General features: G+C 59.2%; 16 protein-coding genes. 14 read left to right on the forward strand and 2 right to left on the reverse strand.

The window, feature by feature from the left end; all coding sequences use genetic code 11:
• Nucleotides 1–5: 5 nt before the first annotated feature.
• From ACSBOB_RS20160 to ACSBOB_RS20225, 14 genes are all read left to right on the forward strand, one after another.
• Nucleotides 6–443, forward strand: coding sequence for a hypothetical protein (locus ACSBOB_RS20160; protein WP_442577863.1), 438 nt, complete (start codon nt 6–8; stop codon nt 441–443).
• Nucleotides 443–784 (forward strand): gene transfer agent family protein, encoded by a 342-nt coding sequence (locus ACSBOB_RS20165; protein ID WP_442577864.1) that lies wholly within the window; start codon nt 443–445, stop codon nt 782–784. The genes ACSBOB_RS20160 and ACSBOB_RS20165 overlap by 1 nt, the downstream gene beginning before the upstream one ends.
• A gap of 23 nt (nt 785–807) precedes the next feature.
• A complete protein-coding gene (locus ACSBOB_RS20170; RefSeq protein ID WP_442577865.1) occupies nt 808–1002 on the forward strand; it encodes a phage tail assembly chaperone in 195 nt (64 codons plus the stop codon).
• Nucleotides 999–3026: a tape measure protein gene (locus tag ACSBOB_RS20175; protein ID WP_442577866.1), complete on the forward strand. Its 2028-nt coding sequence runs from the start codon at nt 999–1001 to the stop codon at nt 3024–3026. Before ACSBOB_RS20170 ends, ACSBOB_RS20175 begins: the two co-directional genes overlap by 4 nt.
• The gene (locus ACSBOB_RS20180) at nt 3023–3775 is read left to right on the forward strand and encodes a hypothetical protein (RefSeq protein WP_442577867.1); all 753 of its coding nucleotides are present in this window, start codon (nt 3023–3025) and stop codon (nt 3773–3775) included. Before ACSBOB_RS20175 ends, ACSBOB_RS20180 begins: the two co-directional genes overlap by 4 nt.
• On the forward strand, nt 3772–5403 hold the full coding sequence (locus ACSBOB_RS20185; RefSeq protein ID WP_442577868.1) for a hypothetical protein: 1632 nt from the start codon (nt 3772–3774) through the stop codon (nt 5401–5403). The genes ACSBOB_RS20180 and ACSBOB_RS20185 overlap by 4 nt, the downstream gene beginning before the upstream one ends.
• A 58-nt stretch (nt 5404–5461) precedes the next feature.
• Nucleotides 5462–5833, forward strand: a complete 372-nt coding sequence (locus ACSBOB_RS20190) for a hypothetical protein (protein ID WP_442577869.1) — start codon at nt 5462–5464, stop codon at nt 5831–5833.
• Nucleotides 5834–7675: an SGNH/GDSL hydrolase family protein gene (locus ACSBOB_RS20195; RefSeq protein ID WP_442577870.1), complete on the forward strand. Its 1842-nt coding sequence runs from the start codon at nt 5834–5836 to the stop codon at nt 7673–7675.
• Nucleotides 7672–7875: a hypothetical protein gene (locus ACSBOB_RS20200; protein WP_442577871.1), complete on the forward strand. Its 204-nt coding sequence runs from the start codon at nt 7672–7674 to the stop codon at nt 7873–7875. The genes ACSBOB_RS20195 and ACSBOB_RS20200 overlap by 4 nt, the downstream gene beginning before the upstream one ends.
• Before the next feature lie 55 nt (nt 7876–7930).
• The gene (locus tag ACSBOB_RS20205) at nt 7931–8272 is read left to right on the forward strand and encodes a hypothetical protein (protein WP_442577872.1); all 342 of its coding nucleotides are present in this window, start codon (nt 7931–7933) and stop codon (nt 8270–8272) included.
• 119 nt (nt 8273–8391) lie between these two features.
• The gene (locus tag ACSBOB_RS20210) at nt 8392–8817 is read left to right on the forward strand and encodes a D-Ala-D-Ala carboxypeptidase family metallohydrolase (RefSeq protein WP_442577873.1); all 426 of its coding nucleotides are present in this window, start codon (nt 8392–8394) and stop codon (nt 8815–8817) included.
• A gap of 148 nt (nt 8818–8965) precedes the next feature.
• Nucleotides 8966–9157 carry a hypothetical protein gene (locus ACSBOB_RS20215; protein ID WP_442577874.1) on the forward strand — a complete coding sequence of 64 codons (192 nt, stop codon included), beginning with the start codon at nt 8966–8968 and terminating at the stop codon, nt 9155–9157.
• On the forward strand, nt 9157–9399 hold the full coding sequence (locus tag ACSBOB_RS20220; RefSeq protein WP_442577875.1) for a hypothetical protein: 243 nt from the start codon (nt 9157–9159) through the stop codon (nt 9397–9399). The genes ACSBOB_RS20215 and ACSBOB_RS20220 overlap by 1 nt, the downstream gene beginning before the upstream one ends.
• Nucleotides 9400–9480: 81 nt before the next feature.
• Nucleotides 9481–9951, forward strand: a complete 471-nt coding sequence (locus ACSBOB_RS20225; RefSeq protein ID WP_442577876.1) for a hypothetical protein — start codon at nt 9481–9483, stop codon at nt 9949–9951.
• A 74-nt stretch (nt 9952–10025) separates the two neighbouring features.
• Here the strand turns inward: ACSBOB_RS20225 and ACSBOB_RS20230 are convergent, their stop codons facing one another.
• Together ACSBOB_RS20230 and ACSBOB_RS20235 are read right to left on the reverse strand one after the other, a co-directional pair.
• Nucleotides 10026–10760 carry a hypothetical protein gene (locus tag ACSBOB_RS20230; RefSeq protein WP_442577877.1) on the reverse strand — a complete coding sequence of 245 codons (735 nt, stop codon included), beginning with the start codon at nt 10758–10760 and terminating at the stop codon, nt 10026–10028.
• Nucleotides 10761–11401: 641 nt separating this feature from the next.
• Nucleotides 11402–12310, reverse strand: a complete 909-nt coding sequence (locus ACSBOB_RS20235; protein ID WP_442577878.1) for an ArdC family protein — start codon at nt 12308–12310, stop codon at nt 11402–11404.
• Nucleotides 12311–12315 lie beyond the last annotated feature (5 nt).

The following is a 12315-nucleotide window of genomic DNA, read 5'->3' on the forward strand; positions in this document are numbered from 1 at the left end:
GCACCATGAAAAACATCAAATTCCTCCTCGCAACCTCCGGCCTCGTCATCGCGGCGGCAGCCATTTCTGCGGTTGCGGAAGCCCAAACGGCGCCGAACGTCAGCACGACCGATATCACCACGGCGGGCTTGAATGCCTCCACCGGCCTGCAAAACGCTTCCGGGGTAACGTACTTCGCCAACAATGGCGAAACCCTCCTGCTTCTCAAGGCGGGCGGCACGGCCTTGACGGCGACGATCAACAGCATCGCCACGAGCGTGAATACACAGGCATTCGGGCCAATTGCACTGACCAGCCCAAGCATTGTCGTGCCATCCGGGACGATTGCGGTGCTTGGCCCCTTCCCTCCAGGACGGTTCAATAACCAGTACGGTCTCGTCGGTGTATCGATGTCGTCGATTACCGGCGTGAGCGCCTCGGCAATCAATGTCCCGCAGCCCTAATGGAAACCCTTCGTAACGAGGTCACCATCACCCTCGCCGGTGAAGACCGCACAATGCGCGCCACCTTCGGTGCCATCCGCGCCATCGAAGGGGCTCTGGGAAAGAGCATGATCGCCCTCATCAACCAGATTGGGCAACAAGGCGACCTGTCCATCACCGACGCCGCCACCATCGTCCATCATGGCCTCCGCGGTCATGATGACCCGCGCCTGACGCTTGAAGAGGTTGGGGAAGGAATTGTTGAGGCAGGCCTCTCCAAAATCAGCCTTCCCGTGGTGGAATTCGTAAGCCGCGCCCTGAGCGGGGTGAGCGTGGGAAAGTCGGAAAAGGCGGAAAAGTAACCGAGCTACCATGGGAAGACATCATGTCTTCCGCCCTCGGTATACTTAAATGGTCACCTAATACCTTTTGGCAAGCGACGTTTTATGAATATACTGCTGCCATGAAAGGTCATCTGGTTTCTCAAGGCGTCGAAATTAAATCTCCGATGTCACGCGATGAATACCTGACGCTTAAAGCCGAGGATGCCGCTAAAACCAAGAGAATGCCCAATGCGTGAGTCAAACCCTAGAATCGCTGGTTGTCGAGCTACGGGCTGACGTAAAGGGTCTTCAAACCTCCCTCCAAACTGCCGCTGGCGACGTAAGCCGGTTTAGCAACCGGGCCAGCCGTGATGTTGACGGCTTTCAGGCCGCTATCTCACGCGCCCGCACCGCGGTCCTGACGCTCGGAACGGCTTACGCCGCTTTTCGGGTCGGTCGCAGCATCATTGATGCTGGTGTGCAGGTCGAAGCCATGCGCAACCGGATGGTCGCCGCGACTGGTGACGCACGCGTTGCCGCCGATGCTCTGGCCTACGTCCGGACTGAGGCTGACCGCCTCGGCCTCAACCTCGTCACCGCCACCAACGGCTTTGCCGGGTTCTCCGCGTCCGCCTTGCGTGCGGGCCTGGCGCTGCAACAGACCAAGGAGATTTTCACCGGCGTCAGCGAGGCCGCGGTGTCCATGCGACTGCCGGCCGAACAGACCGCGCTGGTATTCAAGGCGCTGGAGCAGATTGCCGGCAAGGGCACGGTCTCAATGGAAGAGCTGCGTGGCCAACTCGGCGACGCCCTCCCCGGCGCTTTTGAGATCGCCGCCAAGGCCATGGGCAAGTCCACTGCTGAATTCGCGAAAATGGTAGCGAACGGCGAAGTGCTGGCGGGTGACTTCCTGCCGCGCTTCGGTGCTGCCATCCGCAAGGAGTTGGGCGGAAGCGTGGACGAAGCAGCCCAAGGCGCGCAGGCGGCGTTCAACCGTCTCGGCAATGCCTTCTTCGACCTGAAGGCCAAAATGGCGGAATCCGGCTTCCTGGATGCGGTGACAAACTCGGTCAAAGACCTCACCCTCGCCCTGAATGACCCGGCGACGGTGGAAGGCTTGAAGGGGTTCGCCTCACTCCTGGGCGATATCGTCACTGCCGCGACAAATGCGGCTGCTGCGCTGGGCGGGTTCTACGCCCAAGCCAACAAGGCCATAGAAAGTGTGGGCAACAAGGCCTTCGCCACCGTGTTCGGCAAAGAGGGTTCCGATGCCATCGCCCTTGCCCGCAAGGCAAAGGCGAACGGCATTCCGGCCGATGCCCAGCGGGCGATTGACGCGATCATGGCGCGCGGCGGGTTCAAGGCCACTGCCGGTTCTGACACATCCGGGCTGGGAGCCTCGCTCCCCGGCAACGGCATCTCCGCAACTGGTGGCTACACTCTCGGCAAGATCGTCATGCCCCCCGCCTCGGCCGACGCGAAGGGTGAAAAGGCCCGCCTCGCCGCCGCCAAGCAGGCTGAGCGACTCCGGGAGCAGCTCTCCGGTCAGGTGGATTCCATGCGTTATGGGTTCGCTGGGCCGGAAGATCAGGCTGCGATGGACGTGGAGAAGCAGCAGGAAACGCTGCGCGAAGCTCTCGCGGCGAAGGCCATCACTGAGCAGGAATTCCGCGAACTCGGGCTGCAGGCGGAAATAGCCTATCAGGAACAGCTCGCCGAAATCCGGCAGAAGGCTTGGGAGGATGATCAATCTGCTCTGGAAGGCTTCCTTGGCCTCCGTCTGCAAACGGAAGAACAACTTCGCAAACAATCCATCGGCAGCCAGGCCAAGGGTTTCCGCGATACCATCGCCCAAGCGGCCCAGCACAACCGCGTATTCTTCGCGATGGAGAAGGCTGCGGCGCTCGCCCGCGCGACGCTGGCGGCATACGAAAGCGTCGTCACCGCCTATGCTTTCGGCTCCCGCATTGGTGGACCGCCTCTCGGCGCCGCTTTTGCCGGTGTCGCCGCCGCAGCGCAGGCGGTGAATATTTCGGCACTGGCATCGACCTCCTTCAACGGCGGTGGCGGCGGGGGTGGCGACTTCTCCTCTGGTAGCGGTGGTGGCTATGGTGGCGGCGGCGACGTCGGCTCTGCCTCCGTTGCTCCCCAGAAGATCATGCAGGTGACGCTGGTCGGCAGCGAAACCGCCCAAATGTCGAAAAATCAGGTCCGCGACCTCATCGACCTCATCAATGATGCGCAGCGGGACGGCAGTCGCGTCCAGGTGGTCAACGCATGACCTCGAACGCACGCCTCGGGTATGAGAACCTGCTGGAAAACGGCACCGTCGTCGCGTCGAGCGCCGACACAGATTTCCCGGTCGAGAATGTCTATGACTGGATCACGTCGGACTACTTCAAGCCCGCCACGAGTGGCACCATCAATATCGACTCGACGCTCTCCGGCGCCCAAAGCGCGGACTACTTCGCCTTCTATGGGCATGACCTCTATGCCCACGGCGGCACGATCAAGCTTCAGTACCACAACGGGTCGGGATACGTGGACTGCTTCTCCGCGATCACGCCGACAGACAACACACCCCGCCTTGTCACATTCTCCAGTCAAACCGCCACCCTCTGGCGTATCGTCATTACGTGCACCAGCGTCTTCAGTATCGCTGTCGTGAGCTTCGGGCGGGTCCTGCCGCTCGAGTACGGCATGTACCTCGGTTGGACGCCGCCGCGCTTTGGACGCAAGACCAAGCTCGTCAACAGCCAGTCGGACGGCGGCGCGTTCCTTGGGCGCAGCATCTTTTCCGAAGGGGTGAAAACCAAGATCGAGATCCAATACGCATCGGATAGCTGGATGCGCGCCAACTGGCCGGGGTTCGTCGCCCATGCCGAGCAAAAGCCCTTCTTCTTCCTGCCAGACGTCAACCTTCCGCTCGAAGGCGTATTCTGCTGGACAGAGGATGACATTCCCTCGCCCTCGCACACGCATTACGGCCACATGGGTGTCAGCATCCCCATCCGGGGGCTCGTTGAGTGACGGACTACGATACCCTGCGGGTCAAGGTCGGGCGCCGGCCGATTACGGTCGTTGAGCTGGACCTGGACTTCTGCACCCGCACATATGGGGTTGCGCCGTGCACCGCCGCTGTCGGCGTCACCGGCCCGCAGAAGTGCTTCAACACCTTCGCGACCTGTCAGGATTCCGCCAACTACAGCAAGGGCAGCAAGACCTACAAATTCACCGAGCCCAATCCGATGCTGCCTTTCGGCGAAAATTACTTCCCCTGCATCACCGGTATCGACATCGCGCCGACGCAGCTGAAACCGGGAAGCTTTTCAGTAAGTGCGGCGGTGACGGTCACCATACAGGACTTCCCCCACCATGACCGCGGCGTCGATCCTTATGTGTCCGGGCGGTCGTATACGCCTCGCGACCAGGGGACATTCTTTGGCAAGCTGATGGCCCGCAATCCGGTCGTCGCCAACCGCGTCATGCGCGTGAACACCGGCTACATCGACGCCGATCGCACGGTGTATACCCTCACCCGTACCTACTTCATCGACCGGATCGAGGGTCCGGACGCGAATGGTCGAGTCAAAGTTGTCGGGAAAGACCTGCTGCGGTTCGCGGAAATTGAAAAGACCATGATGCCGAGGCCTGCGACGGCTGTCCTCGCAAGCGCGTCGCCCGGAGTTTCGAACTTCACGCGCGGCCTCTCCCCTACAGGTGTCGGTGCCGATTATCCCACAAGCGGTATAGGTCGGCTGGATGACGAGATGGTGGAATACACCCGTAGTGGCGACAATATCACGACGATTCAGAGGGGCGTGGAAAGTTCGGGAAACCCTGCCCACAACGCCGCCACCAAATTTCAGGAATGCTTCCCGTCATCGGCCGTCGGCTATCGTCCGGTAGAGATCATACGGGACCTATTGCTCGCCGCAGGCATCGACAGCGCCTTCATTCCCTATTCCGCATGGGTGACCGAGTGCGATGCCTACATCGACCCGCTCTCGGTCGAGACGTTTGTCGCCGACCCGGAGAGTGTGAAGACGCTCATTGAGGAGATTCTCACCGACTTCGGCTGTGCTTTGTGGTGGGACGAACTCGACGCCGAATTGAAATTCAAGGTCATCTCGTCGGGCGCAACTGCCAGCGTCACCCTCAGTGACAATGAACACATCCTGGAGGGCTCGATGTCGGTGAAGGTGCTCGAAAAGGAGCGCTTCAGCCGTGTTCAGCTCAGCTTCGGCGTCATGAAAAAGGGCGCGCTCCAAAACTACGCTTCAAGGCTCACCCCGGACCTCGAAAATACCGGCAAATCCCTGCTCGTAATCGACACAGTCTCTGAGAACCCGAACGCGTTTGACGGTGCCGTATCAAAGAACATCGTCAGCCGCTGGCTCGGATATAACCGGGACATCGAGGCCCAGAGCATCACAGATCGCTACCTTGCACGCTATAACGTTGCGCTGCGAGAGGTGACTTTTAAGTTGGACGCCAAAGATAGCGATACCCGAACCGGGGACGTTATCGAAATTAAATCGCGCATGCTGCAGGCGCCGGATGGATCGCAAGTTCCGGTAAAATTCCTCGTAACGCAATTCCGCGAGTTAATCGTCGGGTCGCAATACCAATATACCGCTCTCGAACTTCCGAATTAAAGCTTTATTGCCAAGCCCGTTATTCAGTGGCTAAATGGGGTAACGAAAGTTCCTCCTCATGAAATTCTTACTTGCAGCCTCGGTCCTCGCAGTGGGGCTCTCGGGGTCTGTCCATGCGCAGGCCTATGGCTCGGGTGTGGACGGGCAAAGCGTATTCCGTGTCAGCCAAACACAAATTGTCAGCTTCGTATCGGCCTCGACAGCATCCCAGAAGCTTGCATCCGAGACTCGCGTCATTCGCCTGAGCTGCACCCAAGACTGCCACTTCAAGCGGGGCGCGACCTCGGGCGTCACGGCGACGGTCAGCGACAGCCTCCTGTTTGCCGGTGCCACGGAATACTTCAAGGTTCCGGCCACGGGGCCGAACTACATCGGCTTCATCCGCGATTCTGCTGATGGCCGCGCTTTCATCGACGAAATGACCCCCTAAATGGTCCGCGCCGGATTTGCGGGGCGGATGGGGCCTCCGGGTGGCCGGAGACGTCCCAGCTTTGCCGCCTATCCGGTTTTGAATGACGCCTACCGCGCCATGTTAGCCGGTGGACCTCGGGTCAAGATTGTCAGCGTCATCGATAGCACCACCGGCGGCTCGGGTGGCGGCAATATCAAGAACTCCTACCCCTCCCAGCTCGCCGGTCTGATGGCCCGCTACGGGGCCTACGAAAACAACCGGTTCAGCGACGGCAGCCAATCCCCCAGCTTCGATACTCGCATTTCCTTCGGCGCGGGCTGGGCGATCAACACGCAGAAGACGCTGGGCGGCTACGTCTACCAGAACACCACCACCTTCAACCCTATTACCTTCACGCCGAATGCTCCGTTCGATGCGGTTGGTGTCTCCACGTTCAATGCAACAGGCTTCGAGGTGAAGATCGGGGACGGCACCCCTATCTCGATTACGGGTATTGGCGGCAACGTGACCGTTCACGAGGTAACATGTGCAGCGGCCGGTCTTCCGCCCGGCAACTACACCGTGACGATTACACCGACGACGGCGACCTCCCTATTCCTCGGGGTCGACTGCTATATGGCCAACGCCGGTATCGATATCATCAACGGCGGCGCCGCTGGCTTCTCCACATCCGAAGTCATCGGGACGACGGTCAGCGCCGATAAAGTTGTCGCCAAAACCGGTGCCCACCTCATTCTCTACAAGGGCGGGATCAACGACTATAACGTCGCGTCTCCTCCATCCGAGGCTACGTTCAAAGCCAATCTGCAAGTTTGGGTTGATTTAGCCGAAGCGATCGGGGCCGACCTGCAGTTTGTGATCCCGAACCGGATTGGGACAGCCTTCGCTTCGAATGAGGCGACGTTCCACCAATATATCCGCGACGTGGCGATGGCGAATGGCCTGCGACCGCCGCTTGACCTCATTGATGCCCTCGGCACCTACGCCCAAGCCAATGCCGCCGGTCTCATGGCCGACCAGTTGCACCCCACCACGTTGGGCTACGCGCGTGAGGCACAATTCATCCTGAACGCGCTCATGGCCCCTGTTGCAGACGTATACGACGCCAGCGCCACCGCCCTGTTCGCCAGGATGCCTGTCTCGCCCACCTACCCTGAGCGCAATCGCATCAATGCCTTGATCGTCGCGCTCAAGGGCTACGGCATCTGGTCCAAGCTCGATGAGAAGCAGGTGATGGCGATGGCAATTTCTGCCAACGCGTCGGGCAACTTCATCAACGCGAATTTCACGATGACGTTGGTGAACAGCCCGACCTTTACGGCCAAGAAGGGCTACAGCGGCAACGGCTCAACAAGCTACATCAACACCAATTTCAACCCCGCAGCCGGTTCTCTCAACTTCACCCAGAACAGCTGCTCCATCATGGTGTGGTGCAATTCAACAGGCACCGCCTCTTCGGCTGTGACCGACGTCGGTTCTTTCGATGGCGCCAATGGGTCGATAATTCGCTGCCGCGGCGCCTCGAACTATGTCGAATCCCGGCTGAACACCGGCTCGACCAGCACGTCCAACCCCGCCACTGTCACGGATGCGAAGGGTATGACCCTGATTAGCCGGACAGGCTCAGGAGGATATAGCGTTTACCGGGACGGCGTGCTGGTGACCTCGCCCGCCGTCGTGTCCGCGGCAATCGCGAACGTGAACATCTTCCTCGGCGCCCTCAACACGTCAGGCACGCCCTCCCAGCATTCCAACCGGCAATATGGAGCCTTCGCTGTGGGCGGGGGTCTAACCGCCACCGAAGCCGCCAACTACTACACGGCTATGAACACCTACATGACAGCGGTGGGGAACACATGATCATCCTAACATCTGCACAAGCCGACGTTGTACGCGGTCCCACCGCCAACAACGCCTACCTCGAACCGCGTCGGATATCCGATGACGTCTATATCCTCCCGGAAGAGGTATTGGCCGACCCCGACCACGCGGTCCATCACGCGTTCTTGGCAAGCCTGCCGATCGGCGAAGTCGTCTTCCCTGAACCGGAGGGCGTCTGATGCGCCTGAACATCTACGCCCTCAAGCGGTTGTCTTCCTATGAAGTCGAAATCTAATGCTCTCCGACATGCTGATGCAGCTTGTATCGACCTATCACCACGAAATCGGGATGGGTCTGATCGGGCTGATGGGCGGCACGGTGCGGGTGCTCGCGGCAATAGCCGGAAAAGAGCAAATGCCGCCGTCGCTCGTCGCCGCTACGCTGATCTGCGCAGCAATCATCCCGGCGATCGGGGGCGACTTCCTGCAGGACTGGATGAACCTCGGCGCCAAGGCCACGGGCTTGTTCTGCTTCATCCTGGGGGGCGTGGCGATCAAGGTGGTGCTCAAGGTTATGCAGAAAGCGCAGGAGGTCGAGATTCCATGGCCTTCATCGGGCAAGCAGGAGGGAAAGTGATGCGATTTCTGAGAATGCCGGTGTGGCGGGGTCTGGACGTCGAGGACCTGGTGATTGCCTTCGCCTGCGTCGTGGTCGTGGTCCTCGACCGGTTATTTTAATCAACGGAAGCTCACCATGTGGTTCAATGGGAAAACGTCCAGCATTTCACGCAAAGGGAGTTCGATAGCCCTGACCTGAAGGGCTCCGGCGCGGGCATGGACCCGCTGACGGTCTACCGGCTCGACGCCCTACGCTGCCTCATCGACAAGGCATTCCGCATCAACAGCGGCTACCGGACGCCCGCTCATAACAGGGTGGTCGGTGGTGAGCCTGGTAGTGCCCACCTGATCGGGCAAGCGGCAGACATCGGCACCCTTGGCTGGACGAAGGAACAGCGCCGCAATCTGATCATCCTCGCCCGTAAGCTCGGATTTGTCGGGATCGGCATCGGCACCAGCTATATCCATCTGGACACTATGCAGCGCGGCCGGAAGGTCGCGTGGATTTATCCGAATGGCCGGTTCAAGACCATTCCCGTGTCCGACGAGCTGAAATATGTTTAAGCCGTCCCGAGTTTAGGTTATAAAGGTGGCGCGGGGACTGTTTAGTTGGTTCAGTCACTGCCATGGGTAGAGCGGGAGCGGTCCCGCTCTTTTTGTTTGTCGGCACCCCTTCAACGTGATGTAATTCCGTCAATGAAAGGGTTTAACGGTGAAATTTTTTAAAGGCAGCGTTCTCATTCTTGCGGGCATCTTTGCCGCCTATGGTTCGGCGCAAGTTGCGGCTGTGGTCGGGTTTCCGGCTGCCGCGGAGTTCCTCGAAGACCAGGGCGGCAAGCTGAAGGCGGTGTACGCAGAAGCCAAAGTTGCCGCTGAACCTTACCCCACGACTGCCGGCATCTAATGCCATGGGTCAAACAGGTAGCCGTCATTCTGGCCGAGTTGCTCAAGGCGCTGGCACCTTACTTCCCATCCCTCGCGGCATTTCTGGGCGGTGTGTCGTGGCAACAAACCCGGCAATCCGCTCGTGAATTGGAAAGCGTCGAAAGGGCTATGCGGGCTGCTTCTCGTGTCGAGCTGCTGCCTGACGCTGATGTCGTGCCAGAGCTCAAAGAGCGCCGCCTGTATCGCGTATCAGACAAATAGGCCGTCGGTGGGCGACGGCGATACCGCAGAGACGATGCGAGGCGTGCTGAAGCTGGACGTAGCGATGGAGGCGATCTGCGATTGATGGACAGCGCGGTTGTGGATCGAGAGCTACTGTCACTTATCCGGGGCGATATGGTCGCCTGCGGGACGCACCGCGAAGTGTACAAATTTCTTCCCGACACAAGTCTGGTCATCAAAATCGAACGAGAGGGCTACAAGTTCGACAACGTGACGGAATGGGAAATTTGGTCAGAGCTTTGCAAAACTCCCTACAGCGCCTGGCTCGCGAGTTGCCAAACAATTTCTCCAAACGGCGTCGTTCTCATCCAGGAACGTACATCGCCTGTGCCTGAAGCGATGCTTCCCAAAATGATCCCTTCGATATTCCGCGACACGAAAGAGGAGAATTGGGGCTTGGTGATCCGAAACGGCAAAAAGTTGTTTGTCTGCCATGATTATGCGCACAGCCGCCTGCTCAACGTGCCGAAGAAGGTGCGGCTGGTTCCGGCAAAATGGCATGATCCCAGCTACAAGGGTTGGACGAAATAGACCCCGATGTAGCGGTGGTTGCCGTATTGAATGCGGCGATGCAATCGGCGCGCGAGTAAAGCGTTGTTTCCTGCCTACAGAAGGTTCACGGCAGGGCTTGCCTTTCCGTCCATGATTGTGCGGGCCTCCGACTCCGAAACAGGGTAGGCATGGGCCGTCTTGGTTTCACCGATTGAAAGATCGATCGCGATATGGGAAACGGGTTTTCCTTCACTGGCCCCAATCGCCTGCATGGTATTGAAGGCGATACGGACCTGGTGGTCTTTCAAAAAGAGCTTCCAGAGGGGGTATAGCTCTGTCCTTACGAACGTGTCTTCCGGCTCTTCCGCGCAGTGCGCGTTTTCCTCTAGCTCAAATGCGATACCGAACCATGTCCAGAAGCTGCGGTGCAAGGCTTCGGGCGGGATGTCCTGAAAAAACTGAGAATACCCGTTTTTAGACACGGCAATTAAGGCTTCTCGCTCTAACGCTGGCCGATAATGTTTGCCGTTGTATGAAGGCTGAAGGAAGCGGATGCCTGACAATCTGCCTGCCGCGCGAGAATATTCTTCCTCTGCGCGCTGCCTGTGCTGTCTGAGATTGATTAGTAGGCTGTCTAGGTCCTCCTTCTCCCGATCAATTTCATGATAGTGAAAGTAGTGAAAGGCCTGCCAGGTTTCCGCGGATGAGACGCCGACCGCAGCCACCGCTCTCACCCACTCGAACTCAAGGCGCGCAACTGGCCCGTCCTCGAATGAAACATCGATCTCAGACTTCCAGTCGATGGGGCACTGAACAAGTTGTGTGATCTGCTCTGCGACGTCAGTCATTTCGCACCCAAGGCGTTAGGGATACTTACTGCGGAGCGATCGGCGACAAAAGCCCGCCTTTCAGCGGGTTTGTGACAGCTCGCGCGTGAGGAGGAACGGCCTTAGGGGCACATCGCGTGATGTCATCTGCTTCCGTTGTTGGACACGGTGAGCTGGTCCATAAGCCTCCGCCGCACTCTATGACCATCAGCCGTTAGCGGTTTCGGACTATTCCTTGCCCCACTCGACGCAAGGCGTGAAAGGAACCTCCAAACGATGACGCACTGGGACCAGCCCGGCAACAAAAATAACCGTCAAGTGTTCCTTGTCAGCTGAGTTCACGATTCAGAGTGGTGAAATAATTGGCGTTTCGCAAAGGCCATATCCGGGAGTGCCTGTATTGTGGCGCCGAGTTTCGGACCCGAGTGCGGCGCTACTGCAAGCCGTCGTGCCGACGCAAAGCTGGTCTCGTTCGCCTTGCGGGCCGCGAACCGATGTCATCTTATTTGGCTGAATTGAAAGCCGCCGGGTTGGCACGGAAAGCTGAAGCTGAACGGCGCGATCGTGAGTGGGACGACGCGGCGCCATAGCAAAAACGCCCTCCGAAGAGGGCGTCAAAGCTATCGGTTCTACGGGGTTTACCGGCATTTCGGATAAACTCATTACGCGGCCAACGACTGGCCCTCGTCCTGGCTCTCCTCCAGCTTTTCGGCGAACGCCTGTTTCCAGAGGTAGTCGGAAGCCTGCCCGGCGTAGCTGGCGGCGGTGAAGATGGCCCGACTGTCGCCTTTCAGGACTTTCAGCCAGCTGTCGATGTAGCTGGCTGAACGGAAGCCGGCACTGATGCCGACGCGGGCGCCGATGAACGCTGATCCCAGCTCGGCGACCAGCTCCTCGAAGGCGTACTGGTCATCGCCAAATCGCCTGCCGAGTTTCCGGCCGCACCGCTTTTCATGGGCGGTGGCGTGCGTGAACTCGTGGAACAGCGTCTGCCAGTAGGCGTCGTCGTCCACGAAGGCCTTCGGCGTGGGCATCTGCACCTCGTCTTGGGACGGTATGTAGCATGCCCGGTTGCCGCCGTGCTGGACGGTGACACCGCAGTTGCGGGCCAGCAGCACCTTCGGCGAACTTCCCTCGGGCAAGCCCTGAGGAACGGTCTCCTGCGGCTGCAGGAACTTTTCCGGGACGTTGTCGAGCTGGGAGACGTGGAACACCGGATAGCTCTTCACCACCGTCTGAGCCTTGTCCTCCCCGCCATCGTCTTTTCGGACCATGTGCTTGGTGAACATCACAGTGGTGCTTCGTGACCCTTTACGCACCGACATGCCCTCTGCGTTGGCCTGCGCGAAAGTGCAATATTGCAGGTTTGAGTGGCCGTAAGCATGCGCGGCCATCCAGAGCAGGAGGATGTTGCTGCCGCTGTACAGGCGACCGGTGACAAGGTTGGTCGGGATCATCCCGACACCCTTTAGCCGCTCGTCCTTCCAAGGTCGAACCCAAGGCGGAACACCGTCCTCAAGCTGTTTAACGACGGCATCGGTGATAGTCTTATAGAGGTCGTGGACTTTCATGATTG

Source organism: Mesorhizobium sp. KACC 23794 (genome assembly GCF_052180275.1).
GTDB lineage: Bacteria > Pseudomonadota > Alphaproteobacteria > Rhizobiales > Rhizobiaceae > Kumtagia.